Origin of the sequence: Paenibacillus lupini, assembly GCF_011761355.1 — a bacterium.
Lineage (GTDB): Bacteria > Bacillota > Bacilli > Paenibacillales > Paenibacillaceae > Pristimantibacillus > Pristimantibacillus lupini.
In genome coordinates, this window is record NZ_JAASRW010000001.1 from 448166 (window position 1) to 474284 (window position 26119).

Consider the following 26119-nt stretch of genomic DNA (forward strand, 5'->3'; position numbering starts at 1 on the left):
TTTGGGCTGGAGTAAATGTTCAATGGAATCACCACATGTATGGAATTTTTATTAACGGTCGTGTAAAACTACATGGCCGTTTTTTCTGTTGTTTCCTTTCACATATTTAATAAATTTTGTGATGGTTCATAGGTTAATGGCAACGGAGTAATTCGAATGATTCTGGAGAAACAAAGTGTATGCTTACGATGGAGCTTTCTTGCAGAAAGCTTTTAAACGTTCGCTTTTGCTCGGGGATTCCAACTACTTTGATTAATCCATAGGAATCCCCGAGCAATGGCGATCGAAAGAACATCGAAATGCTTAGTTTGCTTTTTAACCTAATCGTAATCACAACTCTCCGGCAAAATATGTCTTTCCCTTCCTCTAGCCAAGCGAACAAATATTCGCTAAACTGTTGGTATCAAGGGGTGACGTCCGATTATGTTCAAGAAGAAAACTTTACCTGAATTAATAGATGAATTACGTTCCAATGAAAATATAGTGAACTGGTACGAGATGCAGCCACAAGAGGCGAAAACAACGCCATTCGACGATAGTGTGGATCCTCGCATTCGTGCAGCATTACAAAAACGCGGGATATCAGACCTTTACACCCATCAGGGAACGGCATTCCGCCTCGCTTCCAAAGGGGAGAATATCGTTGCAGTAACACCAACGGCCTCAGGCAAAACGATGTGCTACAACCTGCCTGTGCTGCAGGCGATTGCGAAGGATGATACAAGCCGAGCGTTGTATCTTTTCCCGACCAAAGCACTTGCGCAGGATCAGAAAAGTGAGCTCAATGAGATCATCAACGAGATGGGGATCGATATTAAGAGCTACACCTATGATGGTGATACCTCTCCGGCAATCCGACAGATCGTCCGGAAAGCCGGTCATATCGTCATTACAAATCCGGATATGCTGCATTCGGCTATTTTGCCTCATCATACGAAATGGGTAAGCTTATTTGAAAATTTAAGATATATCGTAATCGATGAACTTCATACGTACCGGGGCGTGTTCGGCAGCCATGTTGCCAATGTTATTCGTAGACTAAAGCGGATCTGTAAGTTTTATGGAAGCAATCCTACTTTCATTTGTACATCCGCTACGATTGCAAATCCGAAGGAACTGGCTGAACAGCTGACTGGCAGCCCTATGCGGCTTATTGATGATAATGGAGCGCCAAGAGGGCGAAAGCATTTTGTATTCTATAATCCGCCAATCGTGAATGTACCCCTAAATATCCGCAAGAGCGCAACAGTTGAGGTTAATCATCTGGCAAGGGAATTCCTCAAGAATAAAATCCAGACGATCGTATTTGCCCGCAGCCGGGTGAGAGTTGAAATCATACTCAGCCATATTCAAGAGCTTGTGAAGAATGAGATTGGTACGAAGTCAATCAGGGGATACCGAGGCGGTTACCTTCCTAAGCAGCGCAGGGAAATCGAGAAAGGTCTGCGTGATGGTGAAATTCTTGGCGTTGTCAGTACAAATGCCCTGGAGCTTGGCGTAGACATCGGGCAGCTGCAAGTTTGCGTGATGACAGGTTATCCGGGCAGCATCGCGAGTACTTGGCAGCAAGCTGGACGTGCAGGAAGAAGGCATGGGGAAGCGTTGATTCTTATGGTAGCCAGCTCTACACCAATCGATCAGTATATTGTGCAAAATCCGGAGTATTTCTTCGACCGAACGCCTGAATCCGCGCGTATTAATCCGGAGAATCTGATCATTTTGGTTGACCATATCCGCTGCGCAGCTTATGAGCTGCCGTTCAAGAATACAGAGGAATTTGGTCCAGTAGAAGTAAGCGAGATTCTGGAGTATTTGCAGGAGGAACGTGTATTGCACCGCAATGGAGATACGTTCTATTGGGCGAATCAGGCATTCCCTGCAAGTGAGATCAGCTTGCGTTCCGCATCGCAGGAAAATGTCGTTATTGTGGATCAATCCAATGTAGCCGATGTGAGAATTATTGGGGAAATGGACCGGTTCAGCGCGATGACGCTGCTGCATGATGAAGCGATCTATTTGCATGAAGGCGTGCAATTCCAGGTTGAGAAGCTGGACTGGGATCATAAGAAAGCTTATGTGCGTGAAGTGGACGTCGAGTATTACACAGATGCTAATCTGGCAGTGAATCTCAAAGTTCTGGAGATCGATAAGTCAAGAATCTCCGGTCATGGTGCGGTTTATCAAGGTGATGTAGCCGTTACGATGATCCCAACGATATTCAAGAAAATCAAACTAACGACGTTTGAGAATATTGGATCAGGACCCATTCATCTGCCTGAGCAGGAGCTTCATACCCGTGCAACGTGGCTTGAGTTGAAAGATACGGACCCTGAGCTGGGGACGAAGATCCTGGAACAGCTGCTGCTTGGTATCGCAAACGTGATTCAGCATATCGTTCCCATAATGGTTATGTGCGACCGCAGTGACGTCCATGTTACTTCACAGATCAAGGCTGCTCATACAGGGCTGCCAACTATTTTTATATACGACCATTATCCAGGCGGGATTGGGCTTGCCGACGACGTATACAAACGTTTTGACGAAGTGAAGCAGGCCGCTGCCAATCTAATAAAAAAATGCTCATGCAAGGATGGATGTCCATCATGTATTGGAAACGAAATCGAAGGAATAAACGGGAAACAGAAAAGCATTCAGCTTTTATCTTATTTATAGATATCATCCAATTGAATGAAATGGAGGGAGCACGATGAGCAGTTTACGTGACCGTATGAACCGGCTTCGCGGGAACAACGCATCCGCAGCTCCCGCGGTAGAAACGGTTGAAACGGTTGAGGATGTCGTAGCAGCAGAACCAACACCTTCTCCGGCTGCTGCTCAAGATCATTTGGAGACCTTAACTGAGGAATGGTCATCCATGGGGGTAAAGCTTCTTCATAACGAAGCGGGCAGCTTCCTGATTCGCCGACAGATCTATCCTGCTGCTCATAAGCACGGAATACACGGTCTGGATGAGCTTTCTTCATCTGTTGCGGGACTCGCTGCCTTCCATCAGGAGGCGTCTCCGCTGGAAGCAGAGCAACTGCTCTACTTGGATCTAGAGACTACAGGACTTGGTGTAGGGACAGGTAATATTCCGTTTATGGTGGGTCTGGCTTATTGGTCAGGAACAGAATTGATTGTTGAGCAGGCGGTAATCCGTCATCCCGCGGAGGAGCGGGCAATGCTGTTCTATTTGAGCGGAAAACTTGCAGGATATCGATACCTGGTTAGTTACAATGGCAAAACCTTCGATTGGCCCGTCATGCAAACCCGGTTTATTATGAATGGCTACAATCGCAGTTTATGGCAGCCTCTCCATTTAGATTTCCTACATCCCTCTCGAAGCATATGGAAAAATACATTAACCTCCTTAAGGCTTAGCCACGTTGAGGAAGAGAGGCTTGGCATTGAGCGGGTGGATGATGTACCCGGATCACTGGCTCCGCAGCTTTATTTTCAGTTTCTAGCTGATGGTAATCCAGAGCCTCTTAGAGGAGTGTTTGAGCATAATGAAATCGACATGCTTTCTCTCGTCTGTTTGTCTATTCGATTCGGCCATCTGCTTAATGGGGCGGAAGGCGGATATCAGCTGCCAATGCCGCAAGAACCGGAAGAGCTCATAAGGACAGGTTTATGGCTGGAGAAGATGGGACATACAGAGCGTGCGGAGCGGATGTTTGAACTTGCTGTTCAGTCCGAGCGTGCTGCCGCAGCACCACTTTCCATGCTGGCTGCCAGAGACAAGAAGGCTGGAAATTGGGAGCGAGCTGTGTTATTGTGGCAGAAGACTGTTATACAATCCGTCCATTATGGATCTGCTGGTATCAACGCGAGTGTTGAACTAGCCATGTATTATGAACATAAGCTGAAGGATTATGATTCAGCTCTATCATATGTGACAGAAGCACTAGAACAGGCACTTAGCGATCCCCTTGGACGGCGGGATGCTAAGCGCCGCGCCGAACTTGATAGCCTTCGTAAGCGTAAAGAGCGGCTTCTGCGCAAGACGGGAAGGAAGCTTGCTGAATGAATGAACAACTAGCCTCGATGAAAGGCCTGCTCCTAGATTTGGACGGCACTTTATATCATGGTACTCAGCGAATCGATGGGGCAGATCTGTTAATCAAGCAGCTGCGGGAGTGGAAGCTTCCTTATCGTTTCGTGACGAACAATTCGACCGTTTCCCCGGAAACCGTTGCTGAACGGCTGCGGAAGATGGGGATCGATGCCGAGCCTGATGAGGTGTGTACCTCAGCACAGGCTGCGGCGCAATACATAGCAAACAAGAAGCCTGGCGCAGCCGTCCTTGTTATTGGTGAGAGTGGACTGTTAGAAGCGGTTGAAGCAGCTGGGCTTCAGCTTGTTGAAGACCATCCTGATTTTGTCCTGCAAGGACTCGACCGGCAGCTCTCTTATGAACGGTTGACGAGAGCTGTACGTTCGATCCATCAAGGTGCCGAATTTGTATTAACGAATCCGGATTTGCTTTTGCCTGGCGAAGGCGGGTTATTCCCGGGTGCAGGTTCGATTGGCGCGATGCTGACGGCGGCTGGAGGGAAGGAACCAACCTTGATCGGCAAACCTTCAAAGATATTGATGGATTACTCGCTGCGTCAGATTGGCCTGCCTGCTGAACAAACTTGGGTTATTGGCGACAATATGGCGACTGATATCGCTGCTGGTCATGCCACCGGCTGCGGGACACTGCTCGTATTGACCGGATTAACGAATGCGGATAACTTCGAGCATTACGCGGAGCGCGCAGGGTGTAAGCCGAATGTCATTTGTGAAGATCTACATAAGCTTCTCTCGTATATTTCGTCCTCGATCGGGATATAAGAGAAGGAAGACAGGAAGGAAGCGAGCTTGAATGCCTGAACTACCAGAAATGGAAAATTACCGACTGCGTTTATCGGAGCTTATTATCGGCTCGCCGATTTTAGGCACAGAGGTTACGCGGGACAAATCGATTAACGTAAGTGCCGATTTATTCGAAACTGAGCTTGTCGGACGGACGATATGGTTCGTCGAGCGTAGAGGCAAGCATCTTTTATTTCACCTCGATAACGGCAAGCGCCTTGTGCTCCATCTGATGCTTGGAGGCACGATTTTTTATGGAACGGATGAAGAACGTCCAGACCGTACTGTACAGGTGACTATACGGTTTGCCGCGGGGAATTTATACTTTATCGGCCTTCGATTGGGTTATCTCCATCTCATGTCTGTGAAGGAAGCAGATGCGAAATTGTCAGAGCTTGGACCTGATCCTTTTGATAAGAGATTGACGCTGGACCGCTTTAAAGCTCGCTTTGATAAAAAGAGAGGCGCGATTAAGACAGCTTTAGTCGACCAGCATGTGTTGTCCGGAATTGGCAATTGCTATGCGGACGAGATCGCTTTCTCGGCAAAGATTCGCCCAGATGCAAAAATTCCTTCCTTGACAAGTGATACATGGGAACGACTCTATGAATCGATGCATAGTGTGTTAAAGGAAGCGATTTCAAAGGGCGGTTATATGGAACAGCCATTAACGACAGATGATACATTAACCGGTGGTTTTAACGACCATTGCCAAGTGTATGACCGTGGAGGCGAGCCTTGTTTCGTGTGCGGAATGCCAATCGAGCAGATTGAAATTTCGTCACGTAAAGCATTCGTCTGCGGTACTTGTCAGAAGGAACAATAGAACTTATGTATCTCGGCCGTCATCTCAGTATAAAAGAAGGCTACGCTGCCGCTGCCAAAGCCGCCTATATGGGCGGCATTAGTGCTTTTCAGTATTTCCCCAAAAATCCTCGCAGTCTCGGTCTGAAATCATTCGATCGAAGAGATGCTGAGCGTTGTGCGGAACTGTGCAAACAATACGACATCGTTACGATTGCACATTCCCCATATCCAACGAATCTTGCATCTGAACGCGAGGATGTACGCCAAAGAACTGTTGAGTCTCTGCTGAATGACCTGGATATCGCAAACAGCTGCGGCTCAATTGGCGTTGTGGTTCATTTTGGCGTCTATAAAGGGAAAGAACCACTTCTTGGCTATCAGTCCATTATCAGGTCTCTTGATGAAGTGACCAGCAGATGGGACGGAGATGCCAAGCTGCTGATTGAGATTCAATCAGGCGAGCACACCTTTATGGGAACGACCATAGAGGAACTGGCGCAAATTCGGGGGTTATGTTCGCAGTCAGAGAAGCTGGCCTTTTGCCTCGACACCTGTCATATGTTCGCAAGTGGACTCTGGCATGGGGAAGAAGGCGCCGTGTGGCTGAATAAAGCGGCAAAGTTAGGTGTGCTGGATCATGTGGCAGCTATCCACTTTAATGATTCGATGTTTGCTGCAGGAGCTCGCCGGGATCGGCACGCAGCGCTTGGAAGCGGGCATATCGGTGAAGCGGGATTGAAATGGCTTATGACTGTACCGGCGCTTAATAAGGTTCCTTTTATACTGGAAACGCCTTCAGATGAAGACGGCACTTATGCTAGACAATTGAATCTGATGCGCGAATGGGGGACACAATGATGATTCATGTGTATTTGGATGATTACCGCCCATGTCCAAAAGGCTTCGTGCTCGCTAGAAATGTGGAAGAGTGCAAGCTTCTTATCGATTCCGAGTCAATTGATATATTATCTCTTGATTATGATTTGGGCTGGAACGAGCCTACAGGATATGAAGTTGTTCGACATATGGTGGAGTCGGCACGTTACCCGAAGAAGGTATATCTTCATACTTCCAGTACGGCAGGAAGAATGCATATGTATCATATGCTGTCCTCCCATGGGCCAATTGAAATGAAGATAATGAACGGACCTATGCCGGATTCGCTGCTGGATGAGATTGCGGCGAACGGCTAATATAGATTGTTGTTTTGGTGCAGCAACGGAGGGGTGTAGTAGTGAGCCGATGGATTGGTACGGCTAATCAGGGGTATTCCCCTTATGCAATTGAAGAACTTCGGCGGCTGTTAGATGGCGTGAAAGTAACGCCTCTAGCCGCCGGAGAGACTTTTTTATTCGATAGTGAGCTTTCTGCTGAGGAAGTGATCTCAGCAGTTGTGAAGGAACAACCGATTTTCCTGCGGCATTTACAGCCTGTTGACCGGACAATCGAGATCAAAGGCAATGCAGACGATCTGCAGGAGTTGTCGGAGACCGTAAGACGTTCTCAACTGTTGTTTGAGGACAAGCAGGTAGCCATTCATGTTCGCCGAGTCAATAAGACAGCATTCCCTTATTCAGCATCAGATACGAAGGCCGTGCTGGATGCGGTATTAGAGGAAATCGATGCGACACCGGTTGTTCAACAGCCGGATATTATTATTGCTATTTATGCGGCAGCAAGCGAGCTTTTTGTAGGCTTTGGCAAACCGCAGGACATGCTGTCTGATTGGCCAGGTGGAGCCGTCCGCTTCCAGCGGGAGGATGGCCAAATTTCCAGAGCCAAATTCAAACTGCTTGAAGCAGAACGGGAGTTTGGACTGAATTATGCCACATTCCGCAATGCAGTAGATATTGGGGCTGCGCCAGGCGGCTGGACATCGCTTTTACTCGAAAGGGGATTACGCGTTACAGCCATTGATCCAGGGGACATGCATCCATCCTTGGCAGGTCATCCTGCTCTTACTTATCTCAAGCGTAATGCTTCAGATGTTAAGTTCCAAGCAGGATCATTTGATCTGCTCGTGTGCGATATGAGCTGGAGTCCGATGCAGATGTGCCGGTTAGTATTGGATCTGGAGCAAGCCCTTGCTCCGCATGCAACAGCTATCATTACAATAAAACTGATGCATAAGAAGCCTCTGCAGACGATCCGAGAAGTAAAGGAACGTTTCTCAACGGCATTTATTATTAAGCGGGCGAAACAGTTGTTCCATAACCGTGAGGAGATCACTCTCTATCTCGAAAAGAAACAATAGGCGAGCTAAACTGCCCTTTGCTGCGATACTGATATAACGTAATACAGCGGGAAAGCATCCCGGTTTGAACAGGAATCCATAGCGGATTCTTCGTTCAGGCCGGGATTTTTTGTGGATTAATAAAGAGGAGGATGGTTGTATGAAGATAGACGGAATCTGGGGATCCGGGACGATTCTGGGGGAACGGTATCGAGTATTAAGTAAGCTTGGCAGCGGCGGCATGGGAGAAGTATATGCGGCTGAAGATATAAGGCTTCAAGGAAAGCTTCGAGCTATTAAAGTAGCTGAATCTGCACATGCTTCTGAGGAAGCCAAGATGCTGATGCGGCTTAGCCATCCAAGTCTTCCGCATATTATTGACAGCTTCACCCTTGATCGGCAAGGGACGGAAGCCATTGTGATGGACTATATTCATGGCTTAACCTTAGGAGAGTTATTTAACCGGCAGGGAAGGAAGCTTTCTTTTCGTGATGTGCTGCGTATGGCTATTCCTTTATGTTCGGCATTAGTTTATTTGCATCGCCAGTCACCACCTATCATTCATCGGGATATTAAGCCATCGAATATTATGGTTGAAGATAACGGTCATGTTCGGCTTATTGATTTCGGAATAGCGAAGTCAAGAGTGGCCGTTCAGACCCAAACGACGATGAAGCTTGGTACACCTGGCTTTGCTGCACCGGAGCAGCATATGGGACGAAGTGAAGTCCGTACCGACATTTACGGATTTGGTGCATTGCTCTATTACTTACTGAGTGAGGGCAGCTATATTAACCATGCTGCATTCAAGAGGAGCAGCTTTCTGAAGCCGCTGCAGACGGATGTTCCGGGTCAATTTGCAGAGATGATGTGGAGAATGGTTCAGCCGAGTGCAGACGATCGATTTGCACTGATGAGTGAAGTGGAGAAAGAGCTTCAGACTTTCGCTTCCTATTTGCCTGACGGGGAAAACGTAACAAACTGGATGGATTCAGGTAAGTCAAGCTCCTATGGCAGAAGCCGCAATTATAATCGCCTACTACAGATTGCAGTCGTATCATTATCTCCGGGAGCAGGGGCAACCTTTATAGCCATTACACTTGCGAAATTGCTTGGAGCTCGAGGGCTGACCTGTACAGCAGCAGAATTTCCTACAGAACGGCCTGAATGGGCAACTCTGTTACGAAGCAATATGAAGGGACGCGGTCAACGAGAAGATAAGTATTACAGCTGGAACGAGCAAGGTGTATGGTGGCATGCACAGCAGCATCCTTTCCATTTGGCTCAGAGGGATGAGATGGATAAGCTTCACCTTCGGCAGAAAGGGGGAGAAGCGGAAGTGATTATTACCGATCTTTCTGGAGGAGCCAGCCCCCTTCATAAGGAATGGATGCTTCAATCCGATGTCGTGCTTACTGTTGCAGACCCCTATCCTTCCAGATGGAGGACGGAGCAGCTTAAGGAACTGATGCAAATAAGCAGTCAACTGTCCGCAAATGGAGGCACGATGTTGTGGATTGCTAATAAAGATACAAGGTTCGCTGGACGGAACGAATGGATGAGTATGCTGCCGGAATACCCTATAGCGGCAGTTCCTCTATTGCCTGCAGCTGATTGGCTTGACACCATGTGGCGAGGTCAATGGGCTACAGATAAGAAAGTTCTTTGCAAACAATTGGAAAAAGCATTCCTGCCATTGCTTGAATATGCAGCAAAGGAACTGCAAAAGAAAGTTGTTCATGTCAGCTTTAGGCGCTGACCTTGCTTGCATTTGAAATAAACCTTCTTTATGATGAATACGAGTCCATAAGCATATTTGGAAGCAGGTGAACATCCAGAATGAATGAACGAGTTTTGGTAGTGGAAGACGAGGCGGGCATTTCCCGCGTGTTACAACTTGAGTTAGAACATGAAGGATATACGGTCGGTACAGCAGCCGACGGACGTACGGGATATGAGATGGCTTCAACAGGTGAGTGGGAATTAATTCTGCTTGATGTGATGCTGCCTGAATTAAATGGGATCGAGGTGCTTCGCCGACTGCGTCAGGCGGGCAACCCCGTACCTGTTATTTTGCTTACGGCAAGAGATACAGTACCCGATAAGGTAAGTGGCTTCGAGCATGGCGCAAATGATTATATTACGAAGCCATTTGCTATGGAAGAGCTGCTTGCGCGTGTCCGTAACATTTTGCGTATATTCCAGCAGTATCCGAAGGAATCTGAAGGCTCAGATTTGATCAAGGTAGGGGATTTGACGATAGAGCTGCGGACACGGAAGGTGTATCGCAAGGATATTGTTATTGAGCTTACACCACGTGAATTCGAACTTCTTGTCTATTTGGTCGAGAATAAGAACGATGAAAAATCACGTGAAGATATTTTATCAGAGGTTTGGGGTTACGATTTTATCGGAGAGACGAACCTGGTCGATGTCTATATCCGATATTTGCGTCAAAAGCTGGACAAGGGATACCGTCACAAGCTGATTCATACGGTTCGCGGCGTTGGTTACATGATAAAGGAGCCTGACGCATGACGCTTCGCAAACGATTCACGCTTTTTACGATTTTCTGGCTAATCTTTATTCTTATATTGTTTAATATCTTTGTGTACTTCTACGTCATTAAGATTACGACGGAGAGCGAAGAGCGAGTGATTGGGAATAAGGTAAATCTCATGCTGGAAAATCCGAACATCCAAGACGGCAAAGGGATATTCGACCCTGATCTCTTAAACGAATATTATAATGTGAATGAAATGATACGTATCATTAAGCCTGATGGGAAGATTGTTAATATTACCGGCTCGGATCCTGTTTTATTGAATCTTCCGGCGTCCTTTCAGAGCCATCACGATACGGGTATGATCAAAAAGGGTAGCGAGCGGATTATGTATATGCGCGTTCCTATTTATGATGGGGCTAATCTCGTTGCCATGCTTGAGATCAACCGTGTTCTGAACGAGCTTGATGATTATCTGCAAATCTTGGTTGCTGCATTGTCCGTTACAAGTGCGGGTGCTGTTCTATTTGCTATATTCGGAACGTATTGGTTCACCTCCCGGCTTACATCGCCGATGCAGCAGATGATCAATACGATGCGGGAAATTGACCGAAGCGGAAAGCTACGCAAGATTGAGCCGTCAAGTCATGAAGAATCAGCCGAGCTGCAGCAGCTTGTACGTGCGTTTAACCAGATGATAGACAGGCTGGACCGTACTTTTGCGAGACAAAAGCAGTTTGTCGCCGATGCTTCCCATGAACTGAAAACTCCGCTTACCGTTATTAGCAGTTATGCAGGTATGTTGAAGCGCTGGGGACGTGATGATGAGAACATCCGTGATGAAGCGATTGAAGCTATCGATAAAGAAGCAAACCGTTTGCAGAACTTGACGAAGTCCATGCTTATGCTAGCTGAAGCTGAGCAGGAGGATTGGCTGAATCAAGAGATGTTTGACGTGGTTCAGGTTGTGGATGAGCTTGCTGTTATGCTGCAACAGACTTTCCAGCGTCCAATTCGAGTGAAAGCAATGTCCCGTTCTGTTCGCTTGTATGGAGATAAGGATAAGATCCGGCAGCTGCTTGTAATCTTGCTCGATAATGCCATTAAATACAGTAAAGATCCGATTGATGTCACGGTCAGCCTGATCAGAAACATCGTTAAGATCGAGGTCAAAGATAAAGGGATCGGCATACCGGAGAATGAGATTCCGCATATGTTCGAGCGCTTCTACCGGGTAGATGGTGCAAGAAGCCGCGCGACAGGTGGTGTTGGTCTAGGCCTGTCGATTGCCAAACGTATTGTTGACCTGCATGAAGGCAAGATTGATGTATTTAGTCTGCCGGATCTCGGGACGACCATTTCGATTCAGTTCAAACAAAGAAAGTAAAGGAATTAGATACAAGCTTACGAAGTAAGAATTGCCCGCCAAAAGCAGCGGAAATTCTTTTGAAGGGGAGAAGTCTGTTGAAATACCGTGTTGCCTCTGTACAATATCATTTGGAAGACATTACATCATTTGACCAATTTGCATCGCAAGTTACGCATTATGTCCGGAATGCTTCGGAATACGGAACGCAGATTATTTTGTTCCCGGAGTTTTTGACGACACAGTTATTATCAATTGGTGATGAGAACGGAAAGGCACTGTCTATCGACCGTTTACCCGAGTTTACTGAGCAGTATGAAGGATTGTTCCGTTCCTTGTCCAAAGAATACGATATGTATATTGTTGGCGGTACACATGTTGTGGATGCCGGTAATGGCAAACGCCAGAACACGGCTCACTTATTCCATCCGGATGGGAAAATTGATCGTCAAGCCAAAATTCATCTTACACCAACGGAAGTAACCGAGTGGAACATGACACCTGGTGACGGACTTCAAGTGTTTGACACTCCATTTGGCACGATAGCCATGTTGACTTGCTACGACATTGAGTTTCCGGAAATCGTCCGTATGGCGCGTGCCAAAGGGGCGGACGTTATTTTCTGTCCATCCTGTACGGATGATCGTCATGGATTCTACCGCGTACGGTATTGCTGTCATGCAAGAACCGTTGAGAATCAAATCTATATCGTAACGACAGGAACAGTCGGTTCGCTGCGCAAAGTTGATTTCATGCGTGCCAACTATGGTCAAGCAGCGGTAATTACACCTAATGATATTCCATTCCCGCCAGCAGGCATTTTGAGCGAAGGTGTCATTAATGACGATATGCTTATTGTAGCGGACCTGGATCTCCAGCTGCTCGAGGACGTTCGTGCTGCAGGATCGGTGACGACCTGGAGAGACCGTCGGACCGATCTCTATACGGATTGGACATAATTATGCGCAAGCAGTTGTTCGTTATTCATGATGGCGTGCCAACCGAAGCTATTATTCGCACTTATACTTCACAAGATTTTAAAGCCTTAATTGATGTTCAGAGTGAAAGCTTCCCGCCTCCCTACCCGGAGGAGCTTTGGTGGAACGAAGAACAGCTGACCGAACATATTACCCGTTTTCCTGAAGGGGCATTATGCTGTGAAATCGGAGGGAAAGTGATCGGGTCCATGACCGGGCTTATTGTAGATATGTCTCATTATCACGAAGCGCATAGCTGGGAGCAAATTACGGACAGCGGCTATATCCGCAATCACAATCCAGACGGTGATACCCTGTACGTTGCCGATATTTGTGTCGTTCCCGCCTATCGGAAGGCCGGTATTGGCAAATGGCTTCTACAGTCGATGTACGAAACGGTAATACATCTCGGTCTCAAGCGGCTTCTCGGAGCTGGCCGTATGCCGGGTTATCATCACTACGCTGCTGCCGAGACACCTGAGCAATACTTGGAGAAAGTGATGAAGGGCATTTACAAGGACCCTGTGATCACCTTCCTTCTCCGCTGCGGAAGAACTCCTGTAGGAATCGCTGCCGATTATCTGGACGACGAAGAATCCTGCAATTACGCTGCGCTAATGGAATGGCGCAATCCGTTTTTGCAGGTTTAAAGCTGTTATTAAGTTAATCATATTTTTGAGCCTTTGCACGGAGAGAAAGTTTGGAGTTTTCGGAGTGCAAGCGTCCGCCTTTGTTTTTGAAGGTCTAACCGCTGAAAATTTCAATCGAAGACATTCAAAAACAACAGCGGCCGAAAGCCCAAACTTTCTCGTAGTGCATCCCAGCTCAAATTAGGAGTGTTGTTAATGCCATTAGATTATCATCGGATTACATCCATCAACGATCCATACTTCGCATCACTTCACGCGCTGCTCAAACGGATCTTCCCACCTGAAGAGGTGTTGGCATACGAGCTGTGGAAAGAGCCTCTCGAAGACGCAGGCATTCATGTCTACGTAGCCATTGAGGACGGTGAAGTAGTCGGCTCCACAGAGTACCGCTATTATCCAGAGCTTCGTGTAGCGATGACCGACTTTACTATTATCGGCGAGCCAAACAAAGGGATCGGCCGTTTCCTGATGCGGGGACGTGAGAAGGATCTTGCTCGATTGGCACAAGAGTCAGGTACATCCCCAATCGGCATGTTCGCAGAAATCTATAACCCCTATGAAAGTGGAGAGCATGAGTTCGGCGGAGTTACACCGATGAATCCGTATGTACGCCGTGAAGTGTTATCGCACATCGGATATAAAATGATTAATATCCCTTACGTGCATCCGTCCTGGGAGCTTACAGGAGAGGCAGTGGAAGGTCTTAATCTATGCTTCCTGCCTGCTGATGAAGAGTTAACGGCCATTCCAGCAGCGCTAGTCGTTCAGTTCTTAGAAGGCTACTACTCTGCACTTCCTAATAAGCCGCAAGAATGGCTCGATATGATCGAAGGGCTGCGCGGCAAGGAGCAGATCGAGCTGCTGCCGATATGATGAAGATAATTTTCCGGGGAACAGGGGATGCGATGGGTGTTCCTCGTGTTTATTGCGAATGCGAGGTATGCACTGAAGCGAGAACTAGCGGCGTCAATCGCCGCTATCGTTCCCTTGTACAGCTTGAAGATGCTGATATTGGAACCATGATGATTGACTGCGGGCCAGATTGGCGAACACAGATGGAGTCAGCTGGCCTTCATTTTGTGAATCGGATTCTTGTGACACATGCACATTTCGACCATATCGGGGGTCTTCCCGAGTGGGCGGATGCTTGCCGATGGCTAGGGGTAAAAGGTGAAGCTTATGCTTCCGAAGAAGTCATTGCGGAAATTATGCAGCGTTTTCCTTGGCTGGATCGTAATATTCGCTTTATTGCGATCGATACACCTTGTGATTTTGGCAGCTGGCGTGTCTCAACATGGAAAGTTAATCATGGTAAGAACGGTTATGCTTATGCTTTTCGATTTGATCATCAAGAGTCAGGTGAAGCATGGGCTTATTGTTCCGACTCAATTGGGTTAACAGAAGAGCAGCAGAAGCCGCTTTACGGGCTGGATCTGCTTGTGCTTGGGACAAGCTTTTATATAGAAAACTTCGCTTATGAGACACGGTCCGTCTACGATGTGACGGAGGCTCTAGTTTTGCTTCCGATATGGAAGCCCAAAAGAACCTTATTTACGCATATGTCTCATGATATCGATCTGAGGCGAACATACCCGTTGCCTGACTATGCGGAATTTACTTATACAGGTTTGGAAGTTTCTGTAGGGAAATGAATTGACAAATCGTAAGCCTTTAGCGTACATTGTGATTATAGCTAAGAAATTAGCTGCTTAATTGATTGTGTGATTTCGGAAGGGGAAATTTTAATGTTTGCTGGTGTTCTTAACTTCTAATTGGATAAATCGGTTTTGTTTGTTCGTCTGATTGGCTTGCTGATGCAAATTTTTGTCATCATGCATGTCTTCTATTGTGACGTCTCCAGACAAAGACCGATGCCAAGAGTTAAGAACATGAGGATTTCCGCCTGAAGATATTCGGCTGGCTATCACCGTGCTCTTGCAGCACGGTTTTTTTGTGCTTCAAGGGCATTCAACGGGATTGGTCTAGGCCAAATCGATAACAGGAACGGAACGCTTCTTGCGTTCTGTTCCTGTTTTTTTTATACCCAAAAACGATTAAAGGAGCATCTAAAAACATGAATGAAGCTGTATTTCAAAGACTGGAATATGACAAATTGAAGGATAAAATGATCGGATATACGGTATCACCGGCAGGTCAATTATTGGCTGAGCGACATGTACCAAGCACGAACCGGAAGCAAATTAGAGCTTGGCTGAATGAAACAGAAGAGGCAGCGGCCTTGCTCGCAACAGGTGCGAGTGTACCCCTTTCGGCTATGGAGGGAATTGATCCTTTTCTGTCTCTGCTTGGTAAGGGACGAATCTACACGGAATCGGAGCTGGATCAGCTGTTAGCATGGCTCGTATCGATCGCGCAGATGAAGCGTTACATGGATAATAAGCGAATGATTGCACCTACGATTGCCGCCTACGCCGATTCGATGAATGATTGTCCTCGGCTGAAGCAGGAGCTCGACCGCTGTATTCGGTATGGAAGTCTTACGGATCAGGCAAGTGCTGATCTTGGCATGATTCGCCGTCATCTGATCGCAGTGGAAGATAAAATTCATAAGAAGCTGGAAGCTTCGCTTTCCAAGTACAAGTCGGCACTGCAAGATCCGATTATAAGTAGAAGAAGAGGCAGGTCAGTTATTGCGGTCAAGCGAGAACATCGGAAGCTCGTTCCAGGCACGGTGTGGGATGAGTCATCAAGTGGTCAGACGCTGTTTATTGAGCCAATTGATGTTGCAGAATTGCAGCAGGAATGGCAAGAATGGAAGGCGGAAGAGGAAAGGGAAAGAACGATAATTTTATCGCGGCTGTCAGATGAAGCCGAACTGTATAAGCTGGATCTGTTCCAGAATCGGGAGGCGATGGCATCTTTTGATTTCATGCTGGCTAGAGGTAAATTGTCACTTTCCTATAATGGTCAGCCTGTGACATTAAGCGATGAGCCTATAATTAAGCTGGTAGAGGCTCGCCATCCATTGCTGGGGCAACAAGCGGAGCCCATCCATGTAGAGCTTGGCGTTCGTTGGAAACAGCTCATTATTACAGGGCCAAACACAGGAGGTAAGACGGTAGCCCTCAAAACAATCGGACTGCTCGCGCTGCTTGTCCAATCCGGCCTACTTGTCCCGGCTTCACCGGACAGCCGATTTGGAGTGTTCCGGCATATCATGGCCGATGTAGGCGACGGACAAAGCCTTGAGCAGTCATTATCTACATTCTCTTCACACATTGCCGTTCTAAAAGAAATGCTTCATTCAGCAGATGAGCAAACGATTATTCTGCTCGATGAATTGGCAGCAGGGACTGACCCCGGTGAGGGAATCGCCTTGTCGATCGCCGTGCTGGAGGAGCTGCTGCAACGTAAAGCACTAACTGCGGCGACTACCCATTTTAATGAGATTAAGAAGTTTGCAGCAAGTACTGCTGGCTGCATGAATGCGAGAATGGCTTTTGACTCGGAGACATTACGCCCTCTCTATCGTCTTGAGGTAGGGGAAGCGGGAGAAAGCCATGCTTTTGCGATTGCTCGGCGTTTTGGACTTCCAGAGCATGTTATGAAACGGGCAGAGAAGCTGGCAGAAGGTCGAACAGTGATCCGTTTGGAATCCTCTTTGTCCGGGTATGAAGAGAAGACAGTAGGAGTGGTAGTAGAAGAAGCTGTCGATACTATGAAGAGTCCAGCTGTACAAAAAGAAAAGTCCCCAGCGCCTGTTTTCCTCAAAGGTGATGCGGTGTGGATTTATCCCCTTCGACGAGCGGGAATTGTCTTCCAGCCGGCAGATGATCGGGGCGAAGTAATTGTTCAGGTGGAGGGTAAAAAAATGGGCTTTAACCGCAAACGATTAAAGCCTTATATCAGCAAGGATAAACTGTATCCTGGATCTGATTATGATATGGATATTGTGTTCGATACGAAAGATAATCGAAAAAAACGGAAGCTTATTGGTCGGAAGTATGTAGATGGCTTGACGATTGAGACTAAGTCGGATGTGACAGAGAGTTAAGCTGCTTCTCTAATACAGGTTAGTCTTTGCTCTGAATAACGAGCAAGATACCAGTTCGGACGGTTAAGGTACCTACGGGATCTGCAAGTATATTGCTGATCCCTAAGGACTGGCCGATCTGCAGCGTTGCTTCATGCAGCGGATAGGCGAACCCATGGAGAGTAATACCGGTAACCTGTTCAGATAAGGGGAGAAGTGAAATATGGCTGTAATCACTTTGATGAAGTTCTGTTGTTCCAATCTCAGCTAAGGTGATCGTATTATGCTCGTCAGTAATAGATGCTTTAATTCCTTTCTCCAGTGCCAGCTTGAGCAGATGCACATTCGCAAGGGAATGATCGAATCGGCTCCCCAGCGCTCCGAGCATAACGATCTCAGAGGGGGACTGGTCCAGAGCATGACGGAATGCAAGTTCTGTATCGGTATAATCCTTATCAATCGGATCATAGGCAAGTGACTCCCGGCTGTTTGAACGGATAAGCTCAAGTTGCTCTGGAGTAACCGAATCGAAGTCGCCAAGCGCCAGATCCGGTGTAAATCCATGCTGCACGAGGAACAAAGCACCGCGGTCTGCGCCAATTAATGTATCTCCGGGATGGATCAATGGAACCGTCCAGCTACCCAATTGACCGCCAGTACAGATGATGATGCGATTATTCATTCTTTCTCTTCCTTTCGAACTTCAGGTGTTGAAGCCAGTATAATGCGAAAGTTATGTGTAAAACAATTGTCAAACCGAATAAGCGCGGCTAAAATGATGAAGGACAGTACCGACAGGATCGCGTTAGAGAACGCGGATGGGCGGTCATCATGGAAGCGGAGGAGTAGGGAGCTTGGACATCTTTGGCGTTTTCAGTATTATTGGAACGGTCGCTTTTGCAGTCAGCGGAGCGATCGTTGCTATGGAGGAAGAATACGATATTTTGGGCGTATTCGTGCTAGGTCTTGTGACAGCGTTTGGCGGCGGTGTTATAAGAAACTTGCTGATTGGCCGGCCGGTTACGACCTTATGGAATCAAGGTAACTTGCTGGAAATCGCTGTGATCGCCATGACAGTAGCTTTTCTGCTGCCAGTATCATGGATTCACAAGTGGAGGAAAAGCGAGTCATTCTTTGATGCTATCGGATTGTCAGCATTTGCGATTCAAGGCGCTTTGTATGCGACCGAGATGAATCACCCGATCAGTGCTGTACTCGTTGCGGCTATGTTAACAGGTATCGGAGGAGGCATCATTCGCGATGTATTGGCAGGTCGGAAGCCACTTGTGCTCAAGGATGAGATTTATGCGGTATGGGCGATGCTCGCAGGCCTAGCAGTAGGCGAAGGCTGGTTCCATACAACGTTTGAACTCTTGGTCTTGTTCGTTATTGTTATCGTGTTCAGAATGCTGTCGGTATACTACAAATGGAGACTGCCTCGCCGGTCGCTTAATCAGAAGGGAGGAGGCATTATATGAGAAAAGTACGCGTAGTGTTTGTTTGTCTAGGCAACATTTGCCGCTCGCCGATGGCAGAAGCCGTATTCCGCAGTCTGGTGGAGAAAGCTGGTCTTGTTGATGTGATCGAGATTGATTCTGCTGGTACAGGTGATTGGCATATCGGCAAAGCGCCTCATGAAGGAACCCGCAAGCAGCTAGACCTTCACGGCATTTCTTATGCGGGCATGAAAGCCAGACAATTTACAGCCAAAGATGAAGGTTTTGATTACATCGTCTGTATGGATACGAAGAATGAAGCTGATGTCCGTCGTATTATCGGAAGCGCAGCAGATTCGGCAAAAATCATTAAGTTTATGGACATGCTCCCACAACATGCCGAAGACGATGTTCCAGATCCGTATTATACAGGCAACTTCGACTATGTCTATGAACTAGTCGTCGAAGGAAGCGAGAAGCTTCTTGAACGAATTGTTAATGACCTGAAATAAAATGAAATAGTTGAAGTTAGTTGCGAGAAAGCTCGGTCAAGGCATACCTGTCCGAGCTTTTTCACGCTTTATGGCAAAAAAAAAGGGGTGTCTCATCATGTATGATGGTACACCCTCATTCCTACGTTATTCCACTTCGATAAAATGCATCAAGCCATCCGGCAGTTCCTTTTGCCAGAAGCCCCATTGATGACCGCCGTCTTTTTCGAAATAAGTCAGCGTAGCCCCTCTTTCTTCAAGGATGGAGCGGGCTGTACGGTTGATGTCGAGGAAATCAAAGATACCGTGTCCGGTATCATAGGCTGTCTCCCCAAAACCTGCGATCATATAGATCTCTAACCAAGATAGGTCCTTTTGAGCTTCCATAATTTCACGAGAACGGTCATAATAAGCACCGGATAGCGACAATATGCGAGTGAACAGCTCAGGATACGTCAAAGCGAGGTGGAAAGAGATCGTCCCGCCGAGGGAGTCGCCAGCAAGCAAGCGATGCTCAGGTGAAGTGCGCACCGGATATTTACCTTCTATAAAAGGAATAAGCTCTTCGCCGAAGAATCGGACATAAGCTTCATGTCGGTTGCCATCGGGCGAATATTCAGCTGTTCTATACGTCTTGTCGACATCAACGCCAACTATAATGAATGGTTCTATACCCTCATCGAGAATAATGCGGTTCGCCGTTGTTGCAATCCGTCCAAAGTTGAAGAAGTCTTCACCATCTTGGCAGTAGACGACAGGATAGCTGAGCACTTCGTTATAACCTGGCGGTAAATAGATACGCAAACTGCGTTCGCCTTCTGGTAAGTAGCTGCTTTTTACAATTTCTTTCACCACGGTGCGTTTTAAGTAACGTTGATCAGTCATATGTGAATCCCCCTGAATGGAATGGTTAGCTTGTGGGTAAACAATAGTAAGGTAATGAGAATCTGCCCGTACCCAGTCATCATCTGGTTTTGAACCCTGATTGTATTATGCTGTTATACAGAAAAAACAAATCTGTTACATATACAATTCATTGGTGAAATCGGCCAGATTAGCGAAAAAACAACGGTTTTTTTGTTTTTTTCTTTGACCATCTTTGGTAAACAGGTGTATTATGATTCTATAACAGAGAGCTCCGATTTTCAAATATTAATGATCGAGGTGAGCGTTCAAAATGAGCAAAGTGCTTAACAAACTGCCATATGAAGTTCAAACGGAACCTGTAAAACCATTATCCGTGTTGTCGCTCGACGGCGAAGTAGTTAACCCGGAATATATGCCGGAACTGACTGACGACCAATTAAAAGAAATAATGTACCGCATGGTGTTTACGCGCACATGGGATGAGCGTGCCGTTAACCTTGGCCGCCAAGGCCGTCTAGGCTTCTATGCACCGGTATCCGGACAAGAAGCTTCGATGATCGGCAGCGAATATGCGATTAATAAAGATGATTTCATTTGCCCAGGCTACCGGGATATCCCGCAGCTTGTATGGCATGGTCTTCCTATGTATCAAGCCTTCCTTTATTCCCGTGGTCATCAACATGGCGGCCAAATTCCAGCTGATGTACATGTGCTTATGCCACAAATCATAATCGGCGCACAAGTGCTTCATGCAGCAGGCGTAGCAATGGCATTCAAGAAACGCGGCGAGAAACGTGTAGCAATCACTTATACAGGTGATGGCGGTTCCTCTGAAGGCGACTTCTACGAATCTATGAACTTTGCTGGAGTATTCAAGCTTCCAGTTATTTATGTCGTACAAAACAACCGTTATGCCATCACAACGCCGTATGAGAAACAAACAGCAGCTTTGTCTGTTGCTCATAAATCGGTTGCAGCTGGTATCAAAGGTGTTCAAATTGACGGTATGGACGTTCTTGCTGTTATTAAAGCAGTATCTGAAGCGGCTGAACGCGGCCGTAACGGTGAAGGTGCAACATTGATCGAGATGTTGACTTACCGTTTCCGTCCGCACTCCCTGTCTGATGATGCAACGAAATACCGTACGAAAGATGAAGAAGCGGAATGGGGCCTTAAGGATCCTCTTATTCGTTTCGGCAAGTTCTTGGAGAAGAAAGGCCTTTGGACAGAAGAAGATACAGCTCGCGTGAAAGAAGAAGCGAAAGCAGCTGTTAACGAGAACATCAAGAAAGCAGAAGCAACTGAGAAAATGACAGTTGGCGGCTTGATTGATTCTATGTTCGAAACAACGCCTCAGCATCTGGAAGAGCAAAAGGCTGATTTTCAATAATACCCTTGCCTGACGATGGGATTTTGCACGAGCAAAAATGAAGGAGGATCTGACGATCATGGCTCAAATGAATATGTTGGAAGCAATCCGCGACGCTATGCGTGTGGAGCTTAAACGTGATGAGAACGTACTTATCTTCGGTGAGGACGTTGGTAAAGTCGGCGGTGTATTCCGCGTAACAGAAGGTTTGCAAGAAGAATTCGGCGAGGAGCGCGTATTCGATACGCCACTTGCTGAGTCCGCTATCGGCGGTTTGGCAGTTGGTATGGGTATCCAAGGTTTCCGTCCAGTTGCTGAAATTCAGTTCGTTGGCTTCATCTATGAAGCAATGGACCAAATGTTTATTCAAGCGGCGCGTATGCGTTACCGTTCCGGCGGCCGTTACAACTCGCCAATCGTATTCCGTACGCCATTTGGCGGCGGCGTTAAAGCAGCAGAACTACACACGGACTCCCTGGAAGGTCTTGCTGTTCAAACACCAGGTATCAAAGTTGTTATTCCATCCAACCCGTACGATGCAAAAGGTCTTATGATCGCTGCAATCCGCGATAATGATCCTGTATTCTTCATGGAGCACCTGAACTTGTACCGTGCATTCCGTGCTGAAGTACCAGAAGGCGAGTACACAGTTGAGATCGGTAAAGCAAACGTGGTTCGTGAAGGTTCGGACGTAACAATCATTGCTTACGGCATGATGGTTCACACAGCTGTGAAAGCAGCGGACGAGCTTGAGAAAAACGGTATTAAAGCGGAAGTTATTGACCTTCGCTCCCTGGTGCCGCTCGATATCGACACTATCGTTGCTTCGATCAAAAAAACAAACCGCGCAATCGTTGTTCAAGAAGCACAAAAAACTTCCGGCGTAGCAGCAGAAGTTATTGCTCAAATCAACGAAAAAGCGATCCTGCATTTGGAAGCTCCTGTACTTCGCGTTGCTGGTCCGGATACAGTATATCCGTTCGCACAAATCGAAGATACTTGGCTGCCAACACCAGCTCGTATCGTAGATGCGGCTAATAAAGTCCTGAACTTTTAATGTTATTCATCCTCATGGATGATGGATATAAATTGCCCGCTTAATAGCGGGCAAAGTCGTCATTAGGCGACAATAGATGTGAATGCTTACGAGGTAAGAATCACCGCAAAGAGCACGGCAATTCTTTTTAGGAGGATACTACAGTGGCGAAATTTGAATACAAATTTCCAGAGCTTGGCGAAGGCTTGCACGAAGGCGAAATCGTTAAAGTGCATATTAAAGTCGGCGACAAAGTAACGGATGACGATATCATCATGGAAGTACAGAACGATAAGGCAGTTGTAGAAGTTCCTTGTCCTGTAAATGGTGTTGTTACGGAAGTACGCATGAAGGACGGCCAAGTATGCCATGTCGGCGAAGTTGTAGCGATTATTGATGCAGAAGGCGATATTCCTGAGCAAGATACTCCTGCAGCAACTGAAGCTCCAGCGGCAGCGGCTCCTGCAGCACCAGCTGCTCAAGCAGCGGCACCAACTGCAGCTCCTGCTGTACCAGCAGAAGCACCGAAAGCAACAGGCGGCCAAGTACTGGCTACACCTAGCGTTCGTAAATTTGCCCGTGAACAAGGCGTTGACCTGACAACGGTTGCCGGCACTGGCAAAAACGGCCGTATCACGCGTGAAGATGTAACTAACGGCGGAGCAGCAGCTCCGGCAGCGGTTGAAGCTCCAGCAGCTGAAGCAGCAGCACAAGCATCTGATGCACCTGCAGCGGCTAAACCAGCAGCAGCGGCAACTGACGCATACCGTCCAGAAGAGCGCGTACCATTCAAAGGTATCCGTAAAGCGATCGCTAACGCGATGGTTAAATCGGTATATACTGCTCCACACGTTACAATCATGGACGAAGTGGATGTTACAGAACTGGTTGCTCTTCGTACGAAATACAAACCATACGCAGAGAAAAAAGGTTCCAAGCTGACTTACCTGCCATTCATCGTGAAGGCACTTGTTGCGGCATGCCGCCAGTTCCCAATCATGAATGCTACGCTTGACGAAGCTAGTCAAGAAATCGTCTACAAGAAGTTCTACAACATCGGTATCGCGACAGATACAGACAACGGCTTGATCGTTCCTGTTATCGAGGACGCTGACCGTAAAAATATCTTCATGGTTGCAGACAAAATCCGTGACCTGGCTGCTAAAGGCCGTGAAGGCAAACTTACTGCCGCCGAGCTTAAAGGCAGCACAATTTCAATCTCGAACATCGGTTCCGCTGGCGGTATGTTCTTTACACCAGTAATCAACTTCCCTGAAGTTGCAATCCTGGGTACTGGCCGTATCTCTGAGAAACCGGTTGTTCGTAACGGAGAAATCGTGGCAGCACCTGTAATGGCACTGTCGCTGAGCTTCGACCACCGTCTCATCGACGGCGCAACAGCTCAAAACTTTATGAACTATATTAAACAACTTCTGGGTCAACCAGAATTATTCATCATGGAGGTGTAACTACAATGGTAGTAGGAGATCCGTCTTTAGATATTGATACTCTAGTCATCGGTGCAGGTCCTGGCGGTTATGTTGCCGCAATCCGCGCAGCACAACTTGGTCAAAACGTTCTGGTTGTTGAGAAAGAAAATGTGGGCGGCGTTTGTTTGAACGTTGGCTGTATTCCTTCCAAAGCGCTTATCTCGGCATCACATCAATATGAATCCATTAGCCATGCATCGGCGTTCGGCATTACTGCTGGCGACGTGAAAGTGGAATGGAACAAAGTACAAGAGTTCAAGAACGGTATCGTTAAAAAACTTACCGGCGGTGTTGCATCGCTTCTGAAAGCGAACAAAGTGCAATATTTCAACGGTGAAGTTATGTTCATTAACGAGAACGAAGCACGTGTCTTCAACGATCAAGAAGCACCGCGCTACCGTTTCAAAAACTGCATTATCGCAACTGGTTCCCGTCCAATCGAGCTGAAAGCATTCCCGTTCAGCGGCCGTATCGTTTCGTCGACTGGTGCATTGTCCCTGCCTGAGATTCCGAAAAGCATCATCGTTATCGGTGGCGGCTACATCGGTATCGAGCTTGGTCAAATGTACTCCAAATTCGGTACAAAAGTAACAATCATCGAAGGCGGCGACGCAATTCTGCCAGGCTTCGATAAAGATATGGGTTCGATCGTTGCTAAGAAACTTAAAGGCACTAACGTTGATATCGTTACTGGCGCAATGGCTCAAGGCGCTGAGCAAACAGATAAAGACGTTACACTGACTTATAAAGTTGGCGACAAAGAAGAGAAAGTAACAGCAGACTACCTGCTCGTTACAGTTGGACGTCGTCCTAACACAGACGGAGACCTTGGTCTTGAACTGGCTAACGTTAAAGTTGGCGAGCGTGGTCTGGTTGAGGTTGACGCACAATGCCGTACAAGCAACCCGCATATCTATGCAATCGGCGACATCATTGCTGGTCCCGCGCTTGCTCACAAAGCAATGTACGAAGGCCGCATTGCAGCTGAAGCAATCTCTGGTCAGCCAAGCGTTATCGATTACAAATGTGTGCCTGCAGTATGCTTCTCCGATCCGGAATGTGCAGCAGTTGGTCTTTCCGAGAAAGAAGCAAAAGACAAAGGCTACAAAACAAAAGTGGGCAAATTCCCGTTCGCAATCAACGGCCGTGCAATGTCGCTTAACGCGACTGAAGGCTTCGTGAAACTCGTTTCCGATGCTGAGACTGGCCTTGTTCTGGGCGCACAAATCATCGGTCTTGAAGCTTCCAACATGATTGCTGAGCTCGCTCTTGCAATCGAAATGGGTGCTACACTCGAAGATATCGCTCTGACTATCCATGCGCATCCTACACTGGGCGAGATCGTTCTTGACGCAGCAGAAGTAGCGCTTGGTCACCCGATCCACACAGTAGCTAAATAATAGCTCCTCTACTTGATATTTAATCGAAGAGGCCCCGCAGCTTGAACAGCATGCGGGCCTCTTTTTGCATATTATAACTGTACATAGCGTAAGGAGCGGTTGTTTATGGAAAAGCCGGCTAGTGCATCCAGAACGGTAATGACGCAGATCATTTTCCCGCTGGATACGAATCATCATGAGACGATGTTTGGCGGTAAAGTAATGGAGTATATGGATAAAGCAGCCGCTATTGCAGCGATGCGCCATGCTAGAATGCAGGTTGTTACAGCTTCGACGGACAGTATCGATTTTGTAGCTCCGATTAAAGTTGGCGAAGTCATTGAAGTGGAGGCATTCGTCAGTTGGACGAATGACAGCTCAATGGAAGTATGTGTTACCGTCCAATCCGAGAATCTGTATACAGCACAACGAACGACGACGGTCACAGCATTTTTCACATTTGTAGCCTTAAATGATAAGGGCAGGCCAACCAAGGTGCCGAAGGTGTATCCGGAGTCAGAAGGAGAAATCCATTTATTTGCAACGGCTCCTGAACGATATGAATTACGAATGAAGAGAAAACGGGAAAGACAACACGCGGCGAAAATGTTAAAATAGTTAAATAGTTTTGTTCCCTTGTAGATCGAAATTCAAGGAGTTG

General features: G+C 47.2%; 24 protein-coding genes. 22 read left to right on the forward strand and 2 right to left on the reverse strand.

Features of this window, described 5'->3' with window-relative positions; translation table 11 throughout:
* Positions 1 to 423 precede the first annotated feature (423 nt).
* From FHS17_RS02275 to FHS17_RS02345, 15 genes are all read left to right on the forward strand, one after another.
* Positions 424 to 2673 carry a DEAD/DEAH box helicase gene (locus FHS17_RS02275; RefSeq protein ID WP_167273690.1) on the forward strand — a complete coding sequence of 750 codons (2250 nt, stop codon included), beginning with the start codon at positions 424 to 426 and terminating at the stop codon, positions 2671 to 2673.
* A 34-nt stretch (positions 2674 to 2707) separates the two neighbouring features.
* Positions 2708 to 4030 carry a ribonuclease H-like domain-containing protein gene (locus FHS17_RS02280; protein WP_167273693.1) on the forward strand — a complete coding sequence of 441 codons (1323 nt, stop codon included), beginning with the start codon at positions 2708 to 2710 and terminating at the stop codon, positions 4028 to 4030.
* On the forward strand, positions 4027 to 4839 hold the full coding sequence (locus tag FHS17_RS02285) for a TIGR01457 family HAD-type hydrolase (protein ID WP_167273697.1): 813 nt from the start codon (positions 4027 to 4029) through the stop codon (positions 4837 to 4839). Before FHS17_RS02280 ends, FHS17_RS02285 begins: the two co-directional genes overlap by 4 nt.
* A 31-nt stretch (positions 4840 to 4870) precedes the next feature.
* Entirely contained in the window at positions 4871 to 5686 is an 816-nt protein-coding gene (gene mutM, locus FHS17_RS02290) for a DNA-formamidopyrimidine glycosylase (RefSeq protein ID WP_167273702.1), read from the forward strand.
* Between the two features lie 5 nt (positions 5687 to 5691).
* Complete coding sequence (locus tag FHS17_RS02295) at positions 5692 to 6525, forward strand: deoxyribonuclease IV (RefSeq protein WP_167273707.1); 834 nt, start codon at positions 5692 to 5694, stop codon at positions 6523 to 6525.
* Positions 6522 to 6860, forward strand: a complete 339-nt coding sequence (locus FHS17_RS02300) for a cyclic-phosphate processing receiver domain-containing protein (RefSeq protein ID WP_415639903.1) — start codon at positions 6522 to 6524, stop codon at positions 6858 to 6860. The genes FHS17_RS02295 and FHS17_RS02300 overlap by 4 nt, the downstream gene beginning before the upstream one ends.
* A 41-nt stretch (positions 6861 to 6901) precedes the next feature.
* Positions 6902 to 7921, forward strand: a complete 1020-nt coding sequence (locus FHS17_RS02305) for an SAM-dependent methyltransferase (RefSeq protein ID WP_167273712.1) — start codon at positions 6902 to 6904, stop codon at positions 7919 to 7921.
* A 139-nt stretch (positions 7922 to 8060) separates the two neighbouring features.
* Positions 8061 to 9659 (forward strand): serine/threonine-protein kinase, encoded by a 1599-nt coding sequence (locus FHS17_RS02310; RefSeq protein ID WP_167273716.1) that lies wholly within the window; start codon positions 8061 to 8063, stop codon positions 9657 to 9659.
* An 80-nt stretch (positions 9660 to 9739) separates the two neighbouring features.
* Positions 9740 to 10438: a response regulator transcription factor gene (locus tag FHS17_RS02315; RefSeq protein ID WP_167273720.1), complete on the forward strand. Its 699-nt coding sequence runs from the start codon at positions 9740 to 9742 to the stop codon at positions 10436 to 10438.
* On the forward strand, positions 10435 to 11790 hold the full coding sequence (locus FHS17_RS02320; RefSeq protein WP_167273724.1) for a HAMP domain-containing sensor histidine kinase: 1356 nt from the start codon (positions 10435 to 10437) through the stop codon (positions 11788 to 11790). The genes FHS17_RS02315 and FHS17_RS02320 overlap by 4 nt, the downstream gene beginning before the upstream one ends.
* Before the next feature lie 77 nt (positions 11791 to 11867).
* Positions 11868 to 12728: a carbon-nitrogen hydrolase family protein gene (locus tag FHS17_RS02325; RefSeq protein WP_167273728.1), complete on the forward strand. Its 861-nt coding sequence runs from the start codon at positions 11868 to 11870 to the stop codon at positions 12726 to 12728.
* A gap of 2 nt (positions 12729 to 12730) precedes the next feature.
* Positions 12731 to 13396, forward strand: coding sequence for a GNAT family N-acetyltransferase (locus tag FHS17_RS02330; protein ID WP_167273733.1), 666 nt, complete (start codon positions 12731 to 12733; stop codon positions 13394 to 13396).
* A gap of 195 nt (positions 13397 to 13591) precedes the next feature.
* Positions 13592 to 14269 carry a GNAT family N-acetyltransferase gene (locus tag FHS17_RS02335; protein WP_167273736.1) on the forward strand — a complete coding sequence of 226 codons (678 nt, stop codon included), beginning with the start codon at positions 13592 to 13594 and terminating at the stop codon, positions 14267 to 14269.
* Entirely contained in the window at positions 14266 to 15048 is a 783-nt protein-coding gene (locus FHS17_RS02340; protein WP_167273739.1) for an MBL fold metallo-hydrolase, read from the forward strand. The genes FHS17_RS02335 and FHS17_RS02340 overlap by 4 nt, the downstream gene beginning before the upstream one ends.
* Before the next feature lie 422 nt (positions 15049 to 15470).
* Positions 15471 to 17411, forward strand: coding sequence for an endonuclease MutS2 (locus FHS17_RS02345; RefSeq protein ID WP_167273743.1), 1941 nt, complete (start codon positions 15471 to 15473; stop codon positions 17409 to 17411).
* Positions 17412 to 17430: 19 nt separating this feature from the next.
* Here FHS17_RS02345 and FHS17_RS02350 read toward each other — a convergent pair whose 3' ends face one another.
* On the reverse strand, positions 17431 to 18072 hold the full coding sequence (locus tag FHS17_RS02350) for a thiamine diphosphokinase (protein ID WP_167273746.1): 642 nt from the start codon (positions 18070 to 18072) through the stop codon (positions 17431 to 17433).
* A 172-nt stretch (positions 18073 to 18244) separates the two neighbouring features.
* On the opposite strand from FHS17_RS02350, the gene FHS17_RS02355 reads away from it, so the two are divergent.
* Both FHS17_RS02355 and FHS17_RS02360 read left to right on the forward strand, forming a co-directional pair.
* Entirely contained in the window at positions 18245 to 18868 is a 624-nt protein-coding gene (locus tag FHS17_RS02355) for a trimeric intracellular cation channel family protein (RefSeq protein ID WP_167273752.1), read from the forward strand.
* The gene (locus tag FHS17_RS02360) at positions 18865 to 19338 is read left to right on the forward strand and encodes a low molecular weight protein-tyrosine-phosphatase (protein WP_167273755.1); all 474 of its coding nucleotides are present in this window, start codon (positions 18865 to 18867) and stop codon (positions 19336 to 19338) included. The genes FHS17_RS02355 and FHS17_RS02360 overlap by 4 nt, the downstream gene beginning before the upstream one ends.
* Positions 19339 to 19464: 126 nt before the next feature.
* Here FHS17_RS02360 and FHS17_RS02365 read toward each other — a convergent pair whose 3' ends face one another.
* Complete coding sequence (locus FHS17_RS02365; RefSeq protein WP_167273759.1) at positions 19465 to 20202, reverse strand: alpha/beta hydrolase; 738 nt, start codon at positions 20200 to 20202, stop codon at positions 19465 to 19467.
* Between the two features lie 292 nt (positions 20203 to 20494).
* Between FHS17_RS02365 and pdhA the strand changes: the two genes are divergently transcribed.
* The 5 genes from pdhA (at position 20495) to FHS17_RS02390 (ending at position 26076) form a co-directional block, all read left to right on the forward strand.
* Positions 20495 to 21574, forward strand: coding sequence for a pyruvate dehydrogenase (acetyl-transferring) E1 component subunit alpha (pdhA, locus tag FHS17_RS02370; protein ID WP_167273762.1), 1080 nt, complete (start codon positions 20495 to 20497; stop codon positions 21572 to 21574).
* Between the two features lie 58 nt (positions 21575 to 21632).
* On the forward strand, positions 21633 to 22610 hold the full coding sequence (locus tag FHS17_RS02375; protein WP_167273765.1) for an alpha-ketoacid dehydrogenase subunit beta: 978 nt from the start codon (positions 21633 to 21635) through the stop codon (positions 22608 to 22610).
* Between the two features lie 143 nt (positions 22611 to 22753).
* Positions 22754 to 24058: a 2-oxo acid dehydrogenase subunit E2 gene (locus FHS17_RS02380; RefSeq protein WP_167273767.1), complete on the forward strand. Its 1305-nt coding sequence runs from the start codon at positions 22754 to 22756 to the stop codon at positions 24056 to 24058.
* Between the two features lie 5 nt (positions 24059 to 24063).
* Positions 24064 to 25479: a dihydrolipoyl dehydrogenase gene (gene lpdA / locus FHS17_RS02385; RefSeq protein WP_167273770.1), complete on the forward strand. Its 1416-nt coding sequence runs from the start codon at positions 24064 to 24066 to the stop codon at positions 25477 to 25479.
* 105 nt (positions 25480 to 25584) lie between these two features.
* Positions 25585 to 26076 carry an acyl-CoA thioesterase gene (locus tag FHS17_RS02390; RefSeq protein ID WP_167273775.1) on the forward strand — a complete coding sequence of 164 codons (492 nt, stop codon included), beginning with the start codon at positions 25585 to 25587 and terminating at the stop codon, positions 26074 to 26076.
* The last annotated feature ends 43 nt before the right edge of the window (positions 26077 to 26119 follow it).